The sequence below is a fragment of the Bradyrhizobium sp. 31Argb genome (assembly GCF_043638955.1).
Classification (GTDB): domain Bacteria; phylum Pseudomonadota; class Alphaproteobacteria; order Rhizobiales; family Xanthobacteraceae; genus Bradyrhizobium.
In genome coordinates this window covers 19,359-40,919 of record NZ_JBEGDB010000011.1, presented here as the reverse complement: position 1 = coordinate 40,919, position 21,561 = coordinate 19,359, and the positions used below count along the sequence as shown (strand labels likewise).

Genomic DNA, 21,561 nt, shown 5'->3' with positions numbered 1-21,561 from the left:
GATCAAGTCCCCAATGCCGAGCCGCGCCGCTCAGCCGCAATAACTAAAAGTATCGTTGCCACGCTAATGGAGGATAATGAACGCCCCGTAAATAGGGGAATCGCACGCCGCGCGCCGACGATTCTGATGGAAGAATCGGCGGCACGAAAAAAACGAACCAAGCCAAGAGATTAGGGCGTCGGCCTGATCCGGGCCGACGCTGTGCAAAGCGCTAGACGCGGGCCCGCACGGGGCGCAGCAGAAACGCAGGGAGATGCGAATGATCGGCCGGCTCTGAGTCGACGTCGCGCTGCGTGCGTCGCGGCTCCGGACGGCCGATCGAAGGCACGCGCGGGCTAGTGGCGGCCGGCGGCTGCGAATTGGCATTGCGGCTATCGCGGCCGTGACCAACTCGCGGCTCACGTTCGCGCCGCGAGTTGCGGCCGCTGCGCTCGCGCGATCCGTCGCGCCGCCGCGCCTCGCGCGGCTGCTCGTCGGTCTCGTTCTCATCCGATTGAATTGTGAAGTCGCCTTCAGCACGCGGGATCGGCTGGCCGATCAGCTTCTCGATCGCAGCGACCGACTTGGTGTCGAGCGGCGTGACGATCGAGATTGCGGTACCGGTGCGGCCCGCGCGGCCGGTGCGGCCGATGCGGTGAACGTAGTCGTCGGGATGATGGGGGACGTCGAAATTGAAGACGTGGCTGACGGCGGGGATGTCGAGGCCGCGGGCGGCGACGTCGGAAGCGACCAGCAGCGGCAGCTCGCCCTTGCGGAACTGATCGAGCGCGGCCGTACGGGCGGACTGGTCCATGTCGCCGTGCAGCGCGCCGACGCTGAAGCCGTGCTTCTGCAGCGACTTGTGAAGAACGGCGACTTCGCGCTTGCGATTGCAGAAGATAATCGCGTTGTTGAGATCTTTGGCCCCGCGCAGCAGGCGGCGGAGGATTTCGCGCTTCTGGTGCGGCTCGCGCCCCGCGGGCACCTGCGATTGCGTGACGGTGACGGCGGCGGTGGCAGGCTTGGAGACTTCGACCTTCACGGGGTTGTGGAGGAAGGCCTCGGTGATGCGCCGGATTTCCGGCGGCATGGTGGCGGTGAAGAACAGCGTCTGTCGGGTGAAGGGCACTAGTTTGCAGATGCGCTCGATATCGGGGATGAAGCCCATGTCCAGCATGCGGTCCGCTTCATCGATCACGAGCAGCTCGACGCCGGTGAGCAATAGTCCGCCGCGCTCGGTATGGTCGAGCAGCCGGCCGGGGGTTGCGATCAGGACGTCGACGCCGCGGGTCAATTTGCTGTCCTGGTCGCCGAACGAGACGCCGCCGATCAGGAGCGCCACGTTGAGTTTCTGGCCGGCGCCATAGCGGTCGAAGTTTTCCTTCACCTGGGCGGCGAGCTCGCGCGTCGGCTCGAGGATCAGGGTCCGTGGCATCCTTGCCCGGGCCCGGCCTTTCTCGAGGATGGTGAGCATCGGAAGCACGAAGGCCGCGGTCTTGCCGGTGCCGGTCTGGGCGATGCCGAGGACATCGCGGCGGGCGAGAACGTGGGGAATCGCCTGTTCCTGGATGGGCGTGGGATTGGTGTATCCGGTGGCCGCTACGGCAGCCAAGACCTTGTCGGAAAGGCCGAGATTGGAAAAAGACATTGAGCCTCTTGTCGACACCGCCGTTCGGAATCGAGGGTAAAAAGGCTGCCGCGTTTCGCCCCGAAACGGCGCGCTTCTCAAAAAAGCTCGGGGGCTCTGACTGACGCTGACGGGCGGCAAACTCAGGGAATCGCGTTTCGATCCAAGGCCGCGTTGACCGGAACATAGGTTCGAAATCGCCAAAGTCAATCTGGGAACCGCCTAAATGGCCGAAAAAGCTTAATGTTTTCGCACAAATAACGGGCGAGCTGTCATTTGGCCGTCAAACGGCGGGGCGGTACTGACGGAGCGCGAAACCTCGTACACTGAACCGGTTGGGGCGGTGTACCGACTATGGCATCGACGGTCGCGCGTTACGGGGCGCCCAGAGCATGATCCGGAAAAGTGGAAACCGGTTTTCCCTCGCGACAAACGCGAAGCGTTTGCGCGGAGATCATGCTCAAACAAAGAGATGAGATCATGATCCGATTCCGTCTAATCGGATCATGATCTAGTGAGACGGGGCAGAGAATGGCTGGCTTTCTTTCGAGAGTTCTGATGGTCGCGGGCATTGCCCTGGCATCGGCAACTCTCGCCGCGCCGGCGCGTGCGGAAAAGCGCGTGGCGCTGGTCGTCGGCAACAATGATTACAAAAACGTCCCGAAACTGCAAAAGGCGGTCAACGACGCCCGCACCATGGGGGACACGCTGAAGCAGCTCGGCTTCTCCGTGATGATCGCCGAGAACCAGAACCGGCAGCAATTCTCCGAGACGCTGCTCGCCTTCGACAAGGCGATCGAGCCCGGCGACACCGCGTTCTTCTTCTATGCTGGCCATGGCTTCGAGATCGCCGGCCAGAATTTCCTGCTGCCGACCGACGTGCCGGCGGCGACCGAGGGCCAGGAAGAATTGGTGCGCGACGCCTCTGTTCTCGCCGACCGCATCGTCGAGCGCCTGCAGAACAAGAAGGCGCGCACCTCGATCCTGGTGTTCGACGCCTGCCGCAATAATCCGTTCGAGCGGCCGGGAACGCGCGCAGTCGCCGGCGGCGGCGGACTGGCGCCGATGACGCAGTTGCCGGAGGGCGTGTTCTCGGTGTTCTCGGCAGGCCCGCGCCAGACCGCCCTCGATCGGCTGTCGAACGACGATACCAATCCCAATTCGGTGTTCACCCGTACCTTCGCCAAGGAGTTGCTGCAGCCCGGCAAGAATCTCGTCCAGGTCGCCCAGCACACGCGGCGTCTGGTCAGCGAGGCGGCCGAGACCATCAGGCACAAGCAGATCCCGGTCTATTTCGACCAGATGGTGGACGACGTGTTCCTGAACGGCATGGCGAAAGGGCCGGATATGGCGGGAGCTGCCGAGGCACCGCAGAAGCTTGCAGCATTGCCGCCGGTTTCGGTGCCGCGCATTCCGAAGGACGATTCCGTCAACGCGCCGATCGCAAGTTTCTCCCGCCATAATGGCGGCTGGACGGTGGTGTTCTCGCTCGCGGACCCTGCGCTCGGAATCTCCTGGCGGATGGGCGACAGCGGCGATTTCCGCGAGACCGGGTTCATCGATACACTCGATCCGCGCACCCGCAAGCGGATGCCCAATCCGTCGATCGAGTTGGCCGCCGATGCGCCGGCCGGCACCATCCAGGTCCGCTATGTCGATGCGGCAGGCGAGATGCAAGGGCCGTTTCCGATCCGGTTCGACCCCGAAGCGGCATTGATCCGCGACCAGCGCAAGATCCTCGACATGACAGCGACGAGCTGGCTGTCGTTCCGCGAGTTCAACGGGCTCCTGGTCTATTACACCCATCTGATGTCCTATCGCTGCGCGATCCGCGAGGCGCGCGTCGGTATCGACAGCGCGGTGCCGGACAAGGTGCTGAAGATGCCGCCCTGCGATGCCCGCGACCCCAGCGTGATCCCGCACGAGGCGCAGCCCTATCTGAAGCTTGCGCCGCAGACCAAGTCGGTCTCGGTGGAGCTCACCTATCGCGACGGCAGCGTGTCGGAGATCAAGACGTTCCGCCGCTAAGCTCGTCTCTCTCGTCATCGTCCGGCTTGACCGGACGATCCAGTATTGCAGAGGCGCCTGAGTTTAATGGAGAGGCTGGCGCATACTGGATGCCCCGCGTTCGCGGGGCACGGCGGCGGAGAGCGATTTCATCAAATTGAGCGTGTCTCGGACGCTATGCTTACACTACAATCGACGTGAAGATCGATGCGGCGTGGAGACAGATCATGGTCGACAACGTGACGCAGCACCCGTCAGCGCGCCGGATAAAGGTGCGCTGCTGCATCGTCGGTGGCGGCCCGGCGGGCATGATGCTTGGCTATCTCCTGGGCCGCGCCGGCATCGATGTGGTGGTGCTGGAGAAGCACGCCGACTTCTTCCGCGACTTTCGCGGCGACACCGTGCATCCCTCGACCCTGCAGGTGATGGATGAACTCGGGCTGATCGACGGCTTCCTCAAGCTGCCGCACCAGGAATTGCAGAAGCTCGAAGGGATGTTCGGCGGCACCAAGGTCCGGATCGCCGATCTCTCCCGCGTCGACGCAAAATACCCGTTCATCGCTTTCATGCCGCAATGGGACTTTCTCAACTTCCTGCGTGAGAACGGCAGGCGTTTCGCCTCGCTGCAGGTGCTGATGAGCACGGAGGCGATCGATCTGATCCGCAATGGCGAAGCGGTCGCCGGCGTGAGGGCGACGACGCCGGAGGGGGCGCTCGACATCGAGGCCGATCTGACGATTGCCTGCGACGGCCGTCACTCCACAGTACGCGAGCGCGCCGGCCTTGCGGTCGAGGAGATTGGCGCGCCGATGGACGTGTTGTGGTTCCGCGTCGGGCGGCGGCCGGACGAAAACGAGAACCTGTTCGCGCGCGTCGAGCCCGGCAAAATGATGGTCACGTTCAACCGCGGCGATTACTGGCAATGCGCTTATGTCATCGCCAAGGGACAATACGACGCCGTCAAGGCGAGGGGACTTGCGGCGCTGCTGGATGACGTGGTGCGGCTGGCGCCGATCCTGAAGTCCGGCATGTCCGATGTCAAAGGCTGGGACGACGTGAAGCTTCTGACGGTTGCGATCAATCGCCTGAAGCGCTGGACGCTGCCGGGGCTGCTCTGCATCGGCGACGCCGCGCATGCGATGTCGCCGGTCGGCGGCGTCGGCGTCAACCTGGCGGTGCAGGACGCGGTCGCGACCGCCAATCTGCTGGCGGCAAAGCTTGCGGGCGGCTGTCCGACCGAGGATGAACTCGACGCGGTGCGTCAGCGGCGCGAATTTCCGATGAAGATGACTCAGACGATGCAGACCATCGTGCAGAACAAGATCATCAGCGCTGCGCTCGGGCCAGCCGGCCAGCCGGTCAAGGTTCCGCTAGTGGTGCGGCTGGTCACCGCCATACCCTGGCTGCAGGGCATCACCGCGCGCTTCGTCGGGATCGGCGTGCGCCCCGAACATGTGCAGTCGCCCGCGCTCTCCTGAATCAGCCCATGATCGAATAGCCGCCATCGACGGGGATGGCGGTGCCGGTGATGAAATCGGAAGCCGGCGAAGCGAGGAACACCGCGATCCCTGAGAGATCGCCGATATCGCCCCAGCGCGCCGCCGGCGTGCGCGCCAGCACCCGCTCATGCAGCCCGGCGATCTCGCTGCGGCCGCGCCGGGTCAGGTCGGTGTCGATCCAGCCGGGCAGGATCGCGTTGATCTGGATGTTGTCGGCCGCCCAGGCGCAGGCACAGGAGCGCGTGAACTGCACGATGCCGCCTTTGCTGGCGGCATAGGCCGGCGCGAAGCTGGCGCCGAAGATCGACATCATCGAGCCGATATTGATGATCTTGCCGCCGCCGGCCTCTTTCATCGCCGGATAGACCGCCTGCGAGCACAGGAAGGCACTGGTGAGGTTGGTGGCGATCACGCTATCCCATTCGCCGATATCGAGCGCATGCGGCGGCTTGCGGATATTGATGCCGGCGTTGTTGACGAGGATATCGATCCGCCCGAGCTCGGCTTCGACGCGCGCCACCATGTCGGCGACGGCTTTGCCGTCGGTCACATCGGCGGCGACTGCAACGGCCTTGCCGCCGCGCTGCTGGAGTTCGGCGACCGCGGCCGCCAACTTCTCTTCGTTGCGGCCGACGACGGCGATCGCAGCGCCGGCATCGGCCAGCCCACGCGCCATTCCAAGTCCGATTCCACCATTGCCGCCGGTGACGATCGCAACCTTGCCAGTAAGGTCGAAGAGGGGCGTTCCCATTGTTATTTTCCGCTTCTGTTGAGATTGGGGGAAGATGCCGACTCGGGCGCGCCTTTGCCAGCCCTGGATGTCGCAGACGTGCCAGCCTTGCAACGAGCGCCAGCCGCAGACGCAAAAAAGCCCCGGACAATGCCGGGGCTTCTGCCTGCTAGTTCAGCAGAGATCAGTACTTGGCGACGAACGGGGTGCCCCAGTTGAAGCGGTAGACGATCGAGGTGCTGATGGTCTGCACCCATGGCTTGAAGGTCGTCGAAATTCCCGTCGGCACACCAACGAACGACTCCGGTAGGGAGATGCGGTCGTAGAACGCGGAGCGGTATTCGGTCTTCATGAACCAGCCGGGTGCGCTGATGCCGAAGATGTCGAGGTTGTTCTCAACGCCGCCACCGACGAACCAGCCATCACGACGGAAGGAAGGAGTGGTGACTCCGGTCGGGTTCCCGGCCAGGTCGTTCATGGCCGTGCTCGACCATTCCGAGCCCGAATAGCCGCCGTTGACGTAGGAGTAGACATTCGGTGCAACGAGATAGCCGAGGCGCACACCAGCCGCATAGCTGGTCCGAAGCTTCTGGCGTCCCTCAATATTGCCGATTGGATCGGTCAGCGAACCGCGAAGGCTGCCGAACTGGCCGTCGGCAAACACGCCGGCAGCCCACCGGCCGTTGAACTGCCAGTCGTAACCGATACCAACGGTACCGAACCAGCCGTCGCCACCGAGCCGCGTGTCGCGCGACAGCGGAATCCCACCAGCGGTGGTTTCAATGTTGCTGTCGGCGTTCCACAGACCGCCGCCGCCACCGCCAAAGACGTAGAAGCCCGTCCAGTTATAGGCCGGTGCAACGGGCGGTGGCGCCTTCGTATACGGCCGAGCGCCAAGATCAGCCGCCGAGGCCGACCCCGTCAGTGCTGCAACCGCGGCCACAGCGAGCGCCAATTTCTTCATGTCCAAATCCCCAACTTGCATGACGAGCGCCTGACGGCTGCGTCGATTCCATTCCGTAGCTGCACAAACTATAGCTATTTCAACCAGGAATGCTGTTGCGGGACAGGCACACTCGCCTGAAAACGCTCCGGTACTCTTCGGCCCGGAGCGGCCTGCGTACCGCGGCAGGATCAAAAATCTGCCGCGTGTACATAGGGTTAGACTGGAAGGCGATGACTAGACGTCGAGCAGGTCGTCGCTGGCAAATTCAGCCTTGTCGGAAATGAAGGCGAACCGCGCCTCGGCCTTGGTGCCCATCAATCGCTCAACCGAATCGGCGGTGCCCTCGCGGTCGTCGGCAAGCAGAACGACCCGCAGCATGGTGCGCTTGGCCGGGTCCATCGTGGTTTCCTTGAGTTGCGCCGGCATCATCTCGCCGAGGCCTTTGAAGCGGTTGACCTCGACCTTGGCGTTGGCATTGAACTCGCTCTTGATCAGCGCGTCCTTGTGCGCGTCGTCGCGGGCATAGACCGATTTGGAGCCGTGGGTGAGCTTGTAGAGCGGCGGCACCGCCAGATAGAGGTGCCCTTCGTCGATCAGCCGTGGCATCTGGCGGTAAAAGAAGGTGATCAGCAGCGACGCGATATGGGCGCCGTCGACGTCGGCGTCGGTCATGATGACGATGCGCTGATACCGCAGATCCTCTTCGCGGTAATGCGCGCCGGTGCCGCAGCCGATCGCCTGCACGAGGTCGCTGAGCTGGACATTGCCCATCAGCTTGTCCTTGCCGGCAGAGGCGACGTTGAGGATTTTGCCGCGCAGGGGCAACACGGCCTGCAGCTTGCGATCGCGCGCCTGCTTGGCGCTGCCGCCGGCCGAGTCGCCTTCGACGATGAAGAGCTCGGAACCTGCAAGTCCGGCGTCGGTACAATCGGCGAGCTTGCCGGGCAGGCGGGCCTTCTTGCCTGCGGTCTTGCGCGCGACCTCTTTCTCCTGGCGGCGGCGCAGCCGCTCCTCGGCGCGGTCGATCACGAAATCGAGCAGCCGGTTGGCCTGCACCGGATTGCCCGACAGCCAGTGATCGAACGGATCCTTGATCGCCTGCTCGACGATGCGCTGGGCCTCCGCCGTGGCCAGCCGGTCCTTGGTTTGGCCCTGGAATTCCGGCTCGCGCACGAACACGCTGAGCATGACCGCCGCGCCCACCATGACGTCTTCCGAGGTCACGGACGCAGCCCGCTTGCCCTGGCCGACGCGCTCGGCGTGGTCCTTCAGGCCGCGCAACAGTGCGCTCCGCATGCCGGATTCATGGGTGCCGCCATCGGGGGTCGGAACCGTGTTGCAGTAGGAGGAGAGGAAGCCGTCGGCATCCGCCGTCCAAGCCACCGCCCATTCGCAGGCGCCGTGGGCGCCGTTGCGGCCCGACTTGCCGGAGAAGATGTCCGGATGCACCAGCGTGTCGGCATGGATCGCGGCGGCGAGGTAATCCTTCAATCCGCCGGGGAAGTGGAAGGTTGCCTCCGCCGGCACATCCTCAACGCCCTTCAAGAGCTCCTGGTCGCAATGCCAACGGATCTCGACACCGCCGAACAGATACGCTTTTGAGCGCGTCATTTTGAACAGGCGCTGCGGCTTGAACGTGGCCTTGGCGCCGAAGATGTCGGTATCGGGCTTGAAGCGGATGCGCGTGCCGCGGCGGTTGCTGACCTTGCCAAGGTCTTCGAGCTTGCCCTTGGGATGGCCGCGCTCGAACGTCATGCGGTGGAGCTTCTGGCCGCGCGCCACCTCGACCTCGAGCCGCGAGGAGAGGGCGTTGACCACGGAAATGCCGACGCCGTGCAGACCGCCCGAGGTCTCATAGACCTTGGAGTCGAACTTGCCGCCCGAATGCAGCGTGCACATGATGACTTCAAGCGCGGACTTTTTCGGGAATTTCGGGTGCGGATCGATCGGGATGCCGCGGCCGTTGTCGGTGACCGTCAGGAAACCGTCCGCGGTCAACTCCACTTCGATGAAGGTGGCGTGCCCCGCCAGCGCCTCGTCCATGGAGTTGTCGATGACTTCGGCGAACAGATGGTGGAGCGCCTTTTCGTCGGTGCCGCCGATATACATGCCGGGCCGCCGGCGGACCGGCTCCAGCCCTTCGAGCACCTCGATATCAGCAGCGGTATAGTCAGCCTCAGCGGAACCCGAGCGCGCAGCGACCTTCAGCGGCGCTCGACCTTTAGGCTCGGCACCGCCGAACAGGTCGTCATTGGATTTGGTTTTTGCAGCGGATTTCAGTGATTTGGACATGGCTCTTCATAGATTGCGCAAACAGCGCGCAGCGAATCAGTCATTCTGACTATGACACGGATAGGCTTAAAAAGTGACCGCCCGGGCAGCGGCAATCGATGCCTCGCCCGGCGGTCACAGAAATAGGTAGGAACTCTCGATCAGGCGCGCGAGGTGCGGAACACGATCAGGGCAAACAGGGCCATGGAGCCGACCACCAGCAATGAGCCCACGACCGGGGCGATCTCGAACGAGGACCCCTTCAGGAGCACGACGGCCACGCCCGCGGGGAACAGGATCGCGCCCAGAATGTGCATCCAGCCTTGGATCCGGGCCAGCATCGTCGCCCCGGCGGCCGGAATCAGGCGGTAATAGAGCCCAAACAGGAACAAAAGCACGCCGCCGACGAGATTCAGATGGGCATGCGCCGGCGCCAGGGTGAAATTTTGCTGGATGCCCATGGCAATGCCGCCCAGCATCCCGAGCAGTAGAACGACGGCACTCACGCACATCATCAACGATCCAATCATCAAAAAACCTCATCCTGTGGGAAAACGCTGCGGCCTTGGGGCCGGGACCTGAAATCACGCCCCTTCCTTCGGCTTTGTGACTTGATTGTCACGCAAGGGGCTGGCTTACCTGTCCTTAGGCTATGAGCCCGCAGAAAGGTTCAAGCCACCAGAGCGGGGCGGGGAAGGCGTTCATTATATGGAAGAATTTGCGCGTGCCGTGGCCGATTTCGTGCGCCACCACCAGGTTTGGGCCGCGCCAATCGTGCTCGTGCTGGCGTTCGGCGAGTCGCTCGCGTTCGTTTCGCTGCTGATCCCGGCCTGGGGCGCGCTGGTCGCGATCGGTGCGCTGATCGGGGTGAGTGGTATCAGCTTCTGGCCGGTCTGGATCGCCGGCGGCATCGGCGCGGCACTCGGCGACTGGGTCTCCTATTGGTTCGGCTACCGCTACAAGGAAAAGGTCGCGCAGATGTGGCCGCTATCGCGCTATCCGGAGATCCTGCCGCGCGGCGAAGCCTTCGTGCGCAAATGGGGCGTGCCCAGCATCTTCATTGGCCGCTTCTTTGGACCCTTGCGCGCCTCGGTTCCGCTCGCGGCCGGTATCTTCGAGATGTCATATTGGCCATTCCAGATCGCCAATTTCATCTCCGCGCTGGTGTGGTCGGCGGTGCTGCTGCTGTTCGGGGACGTGATGGCGCACATCGCCGAGTGGTTGTGGCGAACGGTGTGAGACGTGGAATAAGCGCCCGAGGCGGGGGTTAGCCCCGTCGATACCGGGCGCTCCATTTTCGGTGGATTGGGTCCTTGCAGGAAGCCAACGCGGAATTACCGCGGTCATCGTTTCACTGGGAGAGCATCATGGAAATCACACGTCGTCACGCCCTCGCGGGCGCAGCCGCTATTGCTGCTGCGCCGCTGTTGCCGAACATTCCCGCACAGGCCGCGGCGCCGCTCGCGGACAAGCAGGCGCCGAGCTTCTACCGCTACAAGGTCGGTGACATCCAGGTCACCGTGGTGTCCGACGGCAAGAACGTTTTCAAGCTGGAAGACTCCTTCATCACCAATGCGAAGAAGGAGGAAGTGAACGCGGCACTGGAAAAGGCGTTCCTGCCGCGTGATGTCTTCACGATCCATTTCGCCCCGCTCGTGATCAACAGCGGCGGCAAGCTCATCGTGCTCGACACCGGCAACGGCCCCACGGGCAAGGTCAGCAGCAAAGGCGCTAACGGATTGTTCATCGACCATATGACGGCGGCGGGATTCGATCCCAAGGCGGTCGACATGGTCGTGATCTCCCACTTCCACGGCGACCATGTGAATGGTCTCTTGACGGCGGACGGCACGCCGGCGTTTCCGAACGCCGAGGTGCTGGTGCCTGCCGTGGAGTGGAAGTTCTGGATGGACGATGGCGAGATGAGTCGCGCTCCGGCCGGTCGCATGCAGAATCTTTTCAAGAACAACCGCAGCATCTTCGAGGCGAGCCTTCAGAAGAAGGTGACGCCCTACGAATGGGGCAAGGAGGTCGCGCCGGGACTGCTCGCGGTCGAGACCGCCGGCCACACCCCGGGTCACACCTCCTACGTGTTGTCGTCGGGTTCAGGGAAGGTATTCATCCAGTCCGACGTCACCAACAATCCGAATCCGTTCGCGACCAATCCGGGCTGGCACGCCTTCTTCGATCAGGACGCCGACATGGCCGAGAAGACCCGTCGCCGGGTCTACGACATGGTGGCCGCCGAGAAGCTGCAATTGCAGGGCTTCCACTATCCATTCCCCGGCCTCGCCAATGTCGAGAAGGACGGCAATGGCTATCGGGTGATCCCGGTGCCGTGGAATCCCGTGATCTGAATGGCCCCACGCTCGTCATTCCGGGGCGTGCGCCTTTAGCGCGCGAACCCGGAAGTTGCGGCGGGAGATTCCGGGTTCGACGCTACCGCGTCGCCCCGGATTGACGGCGTTGCGCCTTGACGATCAGGCCCCGCACCCCTATAGCCTCACGCATGATCCATGCTGCGACCAATTTCATCGCCCGCCGCAGCCGCGCTTGCGCGGTATGGGCGGTCGTCTGCGTTTAAGATCATCGCCTCTGCCGCCGGATCACCTCCCGCGGCATCTTTCCCAAGAAAAGAAACGCGGTCGGTCTGGCGGCTCCTAGCCACCTCCGGAGTTCGACATGTATACGCCACCGCCGTTCAAGCCCGACCGCGCCGCAAGTCTCGCCTTTGCGGAAGCGCGCGGGTTCGGCCTTGTCTGCGCCTGGGACGGCGCCAAGCCGATCGCTTCGCCGCTGCCGTTCTACCTGTCCTATGGCGCGGACGGGACGCCGCGCGCGGTGTTTCATCTCGCCCGTCACAATCCGCTGATAAAGCTTGCGGGGACTTCGTCCTGGCTGCTGGCCGTCACCGGATCGGATGCCTATGTGTCGGCGGATTGGTATGTCTCACGCGATCAGGTGCCGACTTGGCTTTATCAGGCTGTGCATCTGAGCGGTCCGGTACGGCCGCTGTCGGATGACGAGCTTGCGGTGCAGATCGATACGCTCAGCGCCAAGTTCGAGAACAGGCTGCTGCCGAAGAAGCCGTGGACGTCATCGAAGATGACCGCCGCACGGCTCGAGGCGATGAAGAAGGCAATCGTGGGTCTTGAGATGACGGTTGAAGAGGTCGAGGGTAGCTTCAAGCTCAACCAGCACAAATCCGAAACCGACTACGCAGCGGTGGCGAGCGTGCTCGCTTCGCAGACCGATGCAGGCGCGCAACAGATTGCGCATCTGATGCGCCAAGCGCGGCCGCAGGCCTTTGCAAGTGAACCGAACAAGCTCGAAAGGAGCGAGCCATGAGCCTCTCTGACGTCAAGCCATCCCCGACCGTCGGCAGCGCCGCCAAGCCCGCCGTGTTTGTCGACGGTGCCAGTGGAACAACGGGCCTCGGCATCAACGAGCGGCTTCGGCTGCAGAATGACGTGGTGGTGAAGAGCATTGCCGAAGAAAAGCGCAAGGACGCAGGCGCCAAGCGCGCGCTGATGGAGGAGGTGGATCTGGTGATCCTCTGCCTGCCGGACGATGCCGCGAAGGAGACCGTTGCGTTGATCGACAGCATGGGCGCCGCGGCACCCCGGGTGCTTGACGCATCGACGGCGTTCCGCGTTGCCAGCGACTGGACCTACGGCTTTCCGGAGCTCGCGGCGGATCAGGCGGACAAGATCCGCACCGCTCGGAAGGTTTCCAACCCCGGCTGCTATCCGACCGGCGCGATCGCGCTGCTCCGCCCGCTGGTCGACGCCGGCCTGCTGCCTGCGGATTACCCGGTCACCGTCAACGCCGTCAGCGGCTATTCCGGCGGCGGAAAGTCGATGATCGCAAGCTTCGAGGACGGCACCGCGCCAGCCTTCGAACTTTATGGTCTCGGTTTCGAGCACAAGCATGTGCCGGAGATGCAGCTTTACTCGCGGCTGACGCGCCGGCCGATCTTTGTGCCGTCGGTGGGCAACTACCGGCAGGGCATGCTGGTGTCAGTGCCATTGCAGCTTGAGACACTGCCGGGCAAGCCCGGTGCGGCCGACCTCCACGCTGCGCTGGCGGAACGCTACGCCGGAAGCCGCTACGTCTCGGTCATGCCGCTTGAGAACGAGGCCGCCAAGAGCGGGCGGATCGAGCCCGAGGCGCTGAACGAGACCAACAGGCTCGAACTTTATGTCTTTGCCAGCTACAAGCACCATCAGGCGGTGCTGGTCGCGCGCCTGGACAACCTGGGCAAAGGTGCCTCGGGCGCGGCGGTGCAAAACATGCGGCTGATGCTGGGGCTCGCTGAGGCCTAAGCCTGAAGCGGGCGGCACTGTTCTGTCATGCTGAGCGCTTCGCGCAGCGATGCGCTCAGCATTCTGCCGGAGCGACGTTGGACCATCGGCGCTGAGCGGCGCAATCGGGGCGCGCTCCAGGCTCACCAGGAAACTGGATGAAGTCAGTCGCCGCACATGAGGGCGCTCGTCCGCGATCCGATGGCTGGCGCGCACAGGGCGTATCCTGTCTGCGTACGCTTTTTGCGAACACAATGCGCAAAAAATGATGCTCGTACGCAACGCTTTGCGGTGCAAGACTTCCTGTTGCCTTGCAATCCAGTGGTCGCCGAGCGCTCCGCAAACACGGAGATGAAGCTGGCTCGCAGGCTCAGCTTGCCGTTGTGGTGACGACGATGGCGCCCCGACGGTCGGCTGAATCACTTCCAGTCCAAAGGGGCAGGCATGCGGACCGCTACACTCATGAAACAGTGTCTTACTATCTGTGCGATGGCCTTGTCGGTCATGGGTTCGCCAGCCCAGGCGCTCGATAAGGTTGTTTACGGCCTAAACTGGGTGCCACAAGGGGAGCACTGTGGCTTCTTCCAGGCCCAGGCGAAGGGCTACTACAAGGACACTGGCCTCGACGTCGAACTTCGTCCCGGCAATCCAAACGTCAATATGCCCCTCATGGTCGCTGCCGGCGAAATCGACATGGGCATGGGGTCGAGTTTCACAACGCTCAATCTGGTCAATCGGGGCGTGAAGGCCCGTACGGTCGCGGCATTTTTCCAGAAGGACCCGCAGACGCTGGTGGCTCATGCAGGCCAGGGCGTTTCCACCCTGCAGGACCTGAAGGACCGGCGGATCATGATCGGCCAGTTCTCACGAAACGAATTCTGGCAATTCCTGAAAGCCAAGTTCGGCTTCTCGGATGATCAGCTGGCGGCCTACAGCTATTCGGCTGCGCCGTTTCTTGCCGATCCCAAGGCCGTGCAGCAAGGCTATATCACCGAAGACGCCTTGCTGCTCGGCAAGGCCTTGCCTGCACCGCCCGTATCGATCCTGCTTGCCGACTATGGCTACGACAATTACGCGACCACGATCTTCGCCACCGACGCCTATATTGAAGGTCATTCCAACACCGTTCAGGCCTTCGTCGACGCAACCCGAAAGGGGTTCGAAGAATGTATGACGGGTGACGCCACACCGGCCATGAAAGCTATCCTCGCCGTCAATCCAACCGGCGGAGAGGAACTGTTCCGCTTCAAGCTCGATCAGATGCGCAAGCGCGGGCTTGTCCTTGGGGGCGATGCCGACAGGCTGGGGATTGGCGCCATGACGGACGAACGCTGGACCCGCTTCTTCGACACGCTCGCCACGGCAGGAGTCTATCCGAGAACGCTCGACGTGAGATCCGCCTACACGCTGCGATTCAGCAACACCAAATGACCGCTCGACCCCCTGGTATGTTTGCCGAGAGATTTCGATGCCTCAGATGACTCTTCCCATCGTCGATATAGCTCCCTTCGTCCACGGTGACGCTGCGGCCCGCCAGAAGGTCGGACTGGCGTTTGGTCATGCGTTCGAAAGCATCGGTTTCGCCGTTGTGGTCGGGCACGGGGTGCCGGAACAGCTCGCGAGCGACACCTATGGCGCTGTGAAGGACTATTTCGCGCAGCCCATGGCGACGAAGCTGCAGAATGCCGCACCCGAGAAGACCAAGGGGCGCGGCTATCTGCCGATCGGAATCGAGAGTGTCGCCAAGACCCTGTCGGGCGAAACGCCGCCTGACCTGTGCGAGGCCCTGGTGTTTGCGGCTCCACACCGGGCAGCCCACAGCGGCCGGCCGAATATATGGCCCGCCAGTCCGGTCGGGCTTCGAGACTTGGTTGAAGCCTGGTCGGCCGAGATCATGACGCTCACCGCTCATCTCACGCGTCTTTCGGCGTTGGCCCTCGATCTGCCAGAAGACTATTTCGCGTCCTCGTATGCCGATCCATCGATCACGCTGCGCTTTGTACATTATCCCGATCAGCCGCAACCGCCTGCGCCGGGTCAATTGCGCTATGGCGCCCATCATGACTACGGTGGCCTGACCATCCTGCGGCAGGACGAGGCGCCGGGCGGCCTCGAGGTCTGTGATCGCGACGGGACATGGAGCGAGGTTGGCGTCGTCCCGAACTCCTTCGTGATCAATGTCGGCGATCTGATGTCGCGATGGACCAATGGCCGCTGGCGCTCGACGCTGCATCGGGTATCCAACCCCGATCGCAGCCTCACAGGCTCGACCGCGCGCCTGTCCATGGTGGCCTTCACGGGACCGAACGAGTCGGCCGAAGTCGCCTGCCTCCCGACTTGCGTCGATGCGAAGCATCCCGCGCTGTACGAGCCCGTGTTGGCTGGCGACTACATTCGCGCCAAGCTGACGGCATCCATGGATTTGAGCATGAAGCCCGAGGCCAGGCCACAGCCGTGAAGCACTGCAATCAGAGCACCCTGAATATCGCCAGCGCGAGCACGGCTTGCGCGAGGAAGCCGATGACGAAGGCGAGGGTGCGGAACACCGGCAGGCCGAGCGTGTAGACGATCAGGTGCGCCACGCGCGACCAGAAATAGACGGCGCAAGCGAGCACGGTCCATTTGGTGGAATAGTCGATTGCATTGAGGATCAGGACCAGCGGCGCGAAAACGATGAGGTTCTCGACCGCGTTGTCGTGCGCGAACATCAGCCGGTTCGCCCAGTCGGCGAGAGGCTTGTCGCCGCGCGAGGGGTTGGCCATCGCGCCGGCGAGGCCGCGGACCTGGCAGCGGTTGATGATGTAGGGAATCCACAATATTCCGGTCAGAATCACCGTCAGCGTCAGCCAGAACAGTTCACGCGTCATTGGTTTCCCCTCGATTGATCCGCGTCCCGTCTAGAGCGTGATTTTTCTGCTCCAAGTGGACGCTTGATTATACCGAAGCGGCGCGCATCGCGCTATGCGCGCACCCGGACATAGCTGCCGGGGGCTTCTTCGATCGGCGGCAGCGCCTCAGACCCGACAGCGCGCGCGGGGACTGCCTCGGCATCGATGCTTTCCAGCCATTCGCGCCAATCGGGCCACCACGATCCCTTGTGCTCCTTGGCGCTCTTCAGCCAGTCGGAAAGCTTGGCGTCCTTGATGTTGTCGTTGGTCCAGTACTGGTACTTGTTGGCCGCAGGCGGGTTGACCACGCCGGCGATATGGCCGGAACCGGACAGCACATATTTCACGGGCCCGCCGAAGAACTGCGAGCCGTACAGCACCGACTCGGCCGGCGCGATGTGATCCTCGCGGGTCGCGAGGTTGTAGACCGGCACCTTCACCTTGGAGAGATCGAGCAGCGTGTTGTCCAGCACCATGCTGCCAGAGGAAAGCCGGTTCTCCAGGTAGCAGTTGCGCAGGTAATAGGAATGGTTCGCCGCCGGCATCCGCGTCGCGTCGGAGTTCCAGTGCAGGAGGTCGAACGAGGTGGGCGGCTGCCCCTTCAGATAGTTGCTGACGACATAGGACCAGATCAGGTCGTTAGAGCGCAGCATGTTGAAGGCCATCGCCATCTTGCTGCCCTCGAGCACGCCCCGCTGCTCCATGTCGCGCTCGAGCGCCGAGATCTGGTCCTCGTCGACGAACACCAGGAGGTCGCCGGCATGAGTGAAGTCGACCTGCGCGGCGAAGAACGTGGCCGACGTGACGCGCACGCGGCGCTTCTCGGCGAGCCAGGCGAGCGTCGCGGCAAGCAGGGTGCCGCCGACGCAATAGCCGACGGTGTGCACCTTCATCTCGCCCGTCACCTTCTCGATGACGTCCATCGCGGTCAGCGGTCCCTCGGTCATGTAGTCGGCGAAGGTCTTCTTGCCGAGCTCGCGATCGGGATTGACCCAGGAGATCACGAACACGGTCAATCCCTGGTCCACGCACCATTTGATGAAGGACTTCTCCGGCCTGAGATCGAGGATGTAGTACTTGTTGATCCATGGCGGCACGATCAGGAGCGGCGTGCGTAGCACCGTCTCCGTGGTCGGCGAGTACTGGATCAACTGCATCAATTCGTTTTGATAGATCACCTTGCCCGGCGTGGTCGCCATGTTGACGCCGACCGCGAGGTTGGTCGGGTCGGACTGGCGGATTCGCAGCGTGCCGTGGCCGGCCTCGATGTCCTCAGCCAACATCTTCATGCCGCGAACGAGGTTGTCGCCGTTCGTCTCCATCGTGGTGCGCAGCACTTCCGGATTTGTCAAAACGAAATTCGACGGCGCCAGCGCGTTGGTGATCTGCTGGACGTAGAACTCGGCCTTCTTGCGGGTATGCGGATCGACGCCCTCAGCGTTGCGCACGAGCTCCTGCGCCCATTGCGCGGTGAGCAGATAGAGCTGCAGAATGAAGTCGAAGAACTGGTTCGACCGCCATTCCGGGTCGGCGAAGCGCTTGTCGCGCGGTGGCGGATCGATCGCGGCCTTGGCTTCCTGGCCGGCCATGCGGCGGGCGGCCGAGCCGAACAGGTCGAGATAGGCCTTGCCGAGCTTGGTCTGCAGGTCGGCGGCCCGATCCTGGTCCGAGAGCCAGTATTCGGCGACCGCGGTGAAGGTCTTGATCACCTCCGCAAACTCGCCTCCCGCCTTGTCCTTGATGTCAGCGTTCTCACGCGGCTTCAGATAGGCTGCAAGCGCCTGGCCGGAGCTCTCCAGCGCACGCGCAATGTTCATTGCGAAGGCTTCGCCGTCGAACTTCTTTGTGGCCTGGGTTTCGAGGGTAACGTCGCCCATGCAATGGACACTATCGCTTCAATTGAGCCGCGTCATCGCGCGGTGCGGCAAGGAAGATGTAGGATTTCTCTAGGTTTTCGCGTTGTTGTTGCACTGCGACAAATTCCTCCCAGTTCCGACACATTGAAGCCGCATCAATCGGATTTGTTGTTCACGACTTAATCGTTTCGGGCGACAATGGTTTGAACGGTTAGGGCAGGGCCGAAGCGATCAGACGATTTGTCGCTGCAAGGCTCATACCAGTGATTAGTTACCGGCAAGTGGGGACTTCCGGACGTATGCGTATCGATCGAATGAAAAGGCTGCTCGCGGTCGGCGCGCTGCTCGCGTCCGCGGTTGCGCTTGGCGGCTGCTCCACGTCGATCGCGGATCTTCCCGGCGTCGGGGTGCCAGCCGATGCGCCGGCGCGTCCGAAGGAGGCCGGCGGCTATCTCCCAGTGCACGACATGCCGCCGGATCGTGAGGAGGCGCCGATGAAGCCGGCCGAGCAGGCCAAGATCGAGGCCGAACTGAAGGCGGCCCGCGATCGCCAGGCTGCAGCCGCGCAGAACGCCGGTAAGTGACGGGGCGGAATCGCTGGCGCTGCCACCGCTACATGCTAAAAGAACCTCAATTCAACCGCATATCCGGTCGCCGAGCCCAGATTTTGCGTCTGGAAACGCTCTAAGTCATTGATTGGGCGTAATTTCCGGGCCAAACCGGGCTTGGTCTCGGCAAACCGCGTACACGCTCGCGATTCTGCCGTGCCGGTCGTCGGAGCAGAGGTCCCATGGAAGAGTTCTATCGCATTCGCCGTCTGCCGCCTTACGTGTTCGAGAAGGTCAACCAGGCCAAGGCAGCCGCGCGCAATGCCGGGGCCGACATCATCGACATGGGCATGGGCAACCCGGACCTGCCGACGCCGCCCCATGTGATCGAGAAGGTGAAGGAAACCCTCGGCAAGCCGCGGACCGACCGCTATTCGGCCTCGCGCGGCATCAACGGTCTCCGCAAGGCGCAGGCTGCGTATTACGCGCGGCGGTTCGGCGTGAAGCTCAATCCGGACACCCAGGTGGTGGCGACGCTGGGCTCGAAGGAGGGCTTTGCCAATGTGGCGCAGGCGATCACCGCGCCCGGCGACGTCATCCTGTGCCCGAATCCGAGCTACCCGATCCATGCCTTCGGCTTCCTGATGGCGGGCGGGGTGATCCGCTCGGTGCCGTCGGAGCCGACGCCGCAATTCTTCGAGTCGGTGGAGCGCGCGATCATCCATTCGATCCCGAAACCGCTCGCGCTCGTGGTCTGCTATCCCTCCAACCCGACGGCCTATGTCGCCGATCTCGACTTCTACAAAGACCTCGTCGCCTTTGCGAAGAAGCACGAGATATTCATCCTGTCGGATCTCGCTTACGCTGAAGTTTATTTCGACGACAACAATCCGCCGCCTTCGGTGCTGCAAGTGCCGGGCGCGATGGACGTCACCGTCGAATTCACCTCGATGTCGAAGACCTATTCGATGGCCGGCTGGCGCATGGGCTTTGCGGTCGGCAATGAGCGTATCATCGCGGCGCTGGCGCGGGTGAAATCCTATCTCGATTATGGCGCCTTCACGCCGATCCAGGTGGCCGCGACCGCGGCGCTGAACGGGCCGGACGACTGTATCCGCGAGATGCGCGAGACCTATCGCCGCCGGCGCGACACGCTGGTGGAGGCGTTCGGCCGCGCCGGCTGGGATATCCCGCCGCCGCAAGCTTCGATGTTCGCCTGGGCGCCGCTGCCGAAAGCGTTCGAGGATGTCGGCAGCATGCAGTTCGCAACCCTCTTGGTGGAGAAGTCCGGCGTGGTGGTGTCGCCCGGCGTCGCCTTCGGCGAGCACGGCGAAGGCTTTGTCCGCATCGCGATGGTGGAAAACGAGCAACGTATTCGCCAGGCCGCGCGCGGCGTGCGCCGCTTCCTTGAAAGCGGCATCGAAACGTTGCACAACGTGGTTCCTCTCGCCAACCGGCGCTAGGCATGATCCCGAAAAGTGGAATCCGGTTTTCGGATCAGATCATGCTTAGGTCATAAAGTCCTCCGGCAGGTTTCTTCTCGATGGTCGCACCGCTGAAAGTGGGCATAGCGGGGCTCGGCACCGTTGGCGCCGAAGTCGTCCGCCTGATTGAGCAGCAGGGAGCCGCCTTGGCGGCGCGCAGCGGTCGCGGCGTGCGCGTCGTCGCGGTCACCGCGCGGTCGAAGGCGAAGAAGCGCGGGCTCGATTTGCGCGGCATCGACTGGGTGGAAAGCCCGCAGGCGCTGGCCCAGGATTCCAACGTCGACTGTTTCGTCGAGTTGATGGGCGGCGCCGATGATCCCGCCTTCTCGGCGATCGAGACCGCGCTCAAGGCCGGCAAGTCGGTGGTGACAGCCAACAAGGCGCTGATCGCCAAGCACGGGCTGAAGCTTGCCAAGGCCGCCGAGCAGAATGGTGGCGCACTGAATTACGAGGCCGCGGTCGGCGCGGCGATTCCCGTGATCAAGACGCTGCGCGAGGGGCTCTCCGGCACCAGCGTCAACCGCGTCTACGGCATCCTCAACGGCACCTGCAATTACATCCTGACGCGGATGGAGCATGAGGGATTGTCGTTTGAGGAATGTTTGAAGGATGCGCAGCGGCTCGGTTATGCCGAAGCCAATCCGTCCTTCGATGTCGACGGACACGACACCGCACAAAAGCTTGCGATCCTGGCGAGCCTCGCCTTCGGCACCAAGGTCGCGCAAACCGCTGTCTATGTCGAAGGCATTTCCTCGATCACGCCCGAAGACTTGCGTGCGGCGGAGGAACTCGGATATCGCGTCAAGCTGCTCGGCGTTGCGGTGCGAACCGCAAAGGGCATCGAGCAGCGCGTGCATCCGACCATGGTGCCGAAATCTTCGTCGATTGCCCAAGTAATGGGCGTCACCAACGCGGTGACGATCGACGGCGAGGGCATTCCGCCGATCACCCTGGTCGGGCCGGGGGCAGGCGGGGCGGCGACCGCGTCCGCCGTTGTTGCCGATATAGCCGACGTCGCGCGCGGCATCCGCGCAACGCCGTTCGGCCGGCCGGTCGACAGCCTACGCGCCACGACAAAGGCGCCGATGGAGCGCCATGAAGGCGGATATTACATCCGCCTTCTGGCCCGCGACCACGCCGGCACCGCCGCGACCATCGCAACGCGGCTCGCGGAACAGAAGATTTCGCTGGAATCGATCGTGCAGCGCCACCGCAATGGCGGTGATGTTAACGGTTCGGCCAAAAAAGCTTCACCGGTTCCGGTCATTCTGATTACCTATGCGACCAGTGAAGACGCGGTTCACCGGGCGCTCAAGGCCGTGCAGCGCGACAGGGTCATCAGTGGTCGCCCGCAGGTGATCCGAATTGAGAAAAATTAGTGTGCGATAGCGAACGCCCTCTACGTTAGATGATTGAATGCGG

The 21,561-nt window shown here is 63.1% G+C and carries 18 protein-coding genes; 11 read left to right on the top strand and 7 right to left on the bottom strand.

Features of this window, described 5'->3' with window-relative positions:
• Positions 1-211: 211 nt before the first annotated feature.
• Positions 212-1,627, bottom strand: coding sequence for a DEAD/DEAH box helicase (locus AAFX91_RS03925; protein WP_282527952.1), 1,416 nt, complete (start codon positions 1,625-1,627; stop codon positions 212-214).
• A 537-nt stretch (positions 1,628-2,164) separates the two neighbouring features.
• Between AAFX91_RS03925 and AAFX91_RS03920 the strand changes: the two genes are divergently transcribed.
• A complete protein-coding gene (locus AAFX91_RS03920; RefSeq protein WP_245475899.1) occupies positions 2,165-3,634 on the top strand; it encodes a caspase family protein in 1,470 nt (489 codons plus the stop codon).
• Positions 3,635-3,840: 206 nt separating this feature from the next.
• A complete protein-coding gene (locus AAFX91_RS03915) occupies positions 3,841-5,091 on the top strand; it encodes an FAD-dependent oxidoreductase (RefSeq protein WP_130578367.1) in 1,251 nt (416 codons plus the stop codon).
• 1 nt (position 5,092) lies between these two features.
• Here the strand turns inward: AAFX91_RS03915 and AAFX91_RS03910 are convergent, their stop codons facing one another.
• The 4 genes from AAFX91_RS03910 to AAFX91_RS03895 form a co-directional block, all read right to left on the bottom strand.
• Positions 5,093-5,863: an SDR family NAD(P)-dependent oxidoreductase gene (locus tag AAFX91_RS03910; protein WP_130578368.1), complete on the bottom strand. Its 771-nt coding sequence runs from the start codon at positions 5,861-5,863 to the stop codon at positions 5,093-5,095.
• 163 nt (positions 5,864-6,026) lie between these two features.
• The gene (locus AAFX91_RS03905) at positions 6,027-6,806 is read right to left on the bottom strand and encodes an outer membrane protein (protein ID WP_394565595.1); all 780 of its coding nucleotides are present in this window, start codon (positions 6,804-6,806) and stop codon (positions 6,027-6,029) included.
• Between the two features lie 216 nt (positions 6,807-7,022).
• On the bottom strand, positions 7,023-9,080 hold the full coding sequence (parE, locus tag AAFX91_RS03900; RefSeq protein ID WP_394565594.1) for a DNA topoisomerase IV subunit B: 2,058 nt from the start codon (positions 9,078-9,080) through the stop codon (positions 7,023-7,025).
• A gap of 140 nt (positions 9,081-9,220) precedes the next feature.
• On the bottom strand, positions 9,221-9,589 hold the full coding sequence (locus AAFX91_RS03895) for a hypothetical protein (protein WP_130578371.1): 369 nt from the start codon (positions 9,587-9,589) through the stop codon (positions 9,221-9,223).
• Between the two features lie 178 nt (positions 9,590-9,767).
• Here AAFX91_RS03895 and AAFX91_RS03890 point away from each other — a divergent pair, with 178 nt between their 5' ends.
• From AAFX91_RS03890 to AAFX91_RS03865, 6 genes are all read left to right on the top strand, one after another.
• Positions 9,768-10,298: a DedA family protein gene (locus tag AAFX91_RS03890; RefSeq protein ID WP_130578372.1), complete on the top strand. Its 531-nt coding sequence runs from the start codon at positions 9,768-9,770 to the stop codon at positions 10,296-10,298.
• 128 nt (positions 10,299-10,426) lie between these two features.
• Positions 10,427-11,416: an MBL fold metallo-hydrolase gene (locus AAFX91_RS03885; protein WP_130578373.1), complete on the top strand. Its 990-nt coding sequence runs from the start codon at positions 10,427-10,429 to the stop codon at positions 11,414-11,416.
• A 325-nt stretch (positions 11,417-11,741) separates the two neighbouring features.
• Complete coding sequence (locus AAFX91_RS03880; RefSeq protein WP_130578374.1) at positions 11,742-12,407, top strand: FMN-binding negative transcriptional regulator; 666 nt, start codon at positions 11,742-11,744, stop codon at positions 12,405-12,407.
• A complete protein-coding gene (gene argC / locus AAFX91_RS03875) occupies positions 12,404-13,384 on the top strand; it encodes an N-acetyl-gamma-glutamyl-phosphate reductase (RefSeq protein ID WP_394565593.1) in 981 nt (326 codons plus the stop codon). The genes AAFX91_RS03880 and argC overlap by 4 nt, the downstream gene beginning before the upstream one ends.
• A 468-nt stretch (positions 13,385-13,852) precedes the next feature.
• Positions 13,853-14,794 (top strand): ABC transporter substrate-binding protein, encoded by a 942-nt coding sequence (locus AAFX91_RS03870; protein WP_394565603.1) that lies wholly within the window; start codon positions 13,853-13,855, stop codon positions 14,792-14,794.
• Positions 14,795-14,831: 37 nt separating this feature from the next.
• Positions 14,832-15,821: an isopenicillin N synthase family oxygenase gene (locus AAFX91_RS03865; RefSeq protein WP_130578377.1), complete on the top strand. Its 990-nt coding sequence runs from the start codon at positions 14,832-14,834 to the stop codon at positions 15,819-15,821.
• A gap of 10 nt (positions 15,822-15,831) precedes the next feature.
• Here AAFX91_RS03865 and AAFX91_RS03860 read toward each other — a convergent pair whose 3' ends face one another.
• Positions 15,832-16,230 carry an MAPEG family protein gene (locus AAFX91_RS03860; RefSeq protein ID WP_130578378.1) on the bottom strand — a complete coding sequence of 133 codons (399 nt, stop codon included), beginning with the start codon at positions 16,228-16,230 and terminating at the stop codon, positions 15,832-15,834.
• Between the two features lie 92 nt (positions 16,231-16,322).
• On the bottom strand, positions 16,323-18,128 hold the full coding sequence (locus AAFX91_RS03855) for a PHA/PHB synthase family protein (protein ID WP_394565592.1): 1,806 nt from the start codon (positions 18,126-18,128) through the stop codon (positions 16,323-16,325).
• 278 nt (positions 18,129-18,406) lie between these two features.
• On the opposite strand from AAFX91_RS03855, the gene AAFX91_RS03850 reads away from it, so the two are divergent.
• The 3 genes from AAFX91_RS03850 (at position 18,407) to AAFX91_RS03840 (ending at position 21,518) form a co-directional block, all read left to right on the top strand.
• Positions 18,407-18,691 (top strand): hypothetical protein, encoded by a 285-nt coding sequence (locus AAFX91_RS03850; RefSeq protein ID WP_130578380.1) that lies wholly within the window; start codon positions 18,407-18,409, stop codon positions 18,689-18,691.
• Between the two features lie 206 nt (positions 18,692-18,897).
• Positions 18,898-20,118: an LL-diaminopimelate aminotransferase gene (locus AAFX91_RS03845; protein ID WP_394565590.1), complete on the top strand. Its 1,221-nt coding sequence runs from the start codon at positions 18,898-18,900 to the stop codon at positions 20,116-20,118.
• An 80-nt stretch (positions 20,119-20,198) separates the two neighbouring features.
• On the top strand, positions 20,199-21,518 hold the full coding sequence (locus tag AAFX91_RS03840; RefSeq protein WP_394565589.1) for a homoserine dehydrogenase: 1,320 nt from the start codon (positions 20,199-20,201) through the stop codon (positions 21,516-21,518).
• Positions 21,519-21,561 lie beyond the last annotated feature (43 nt).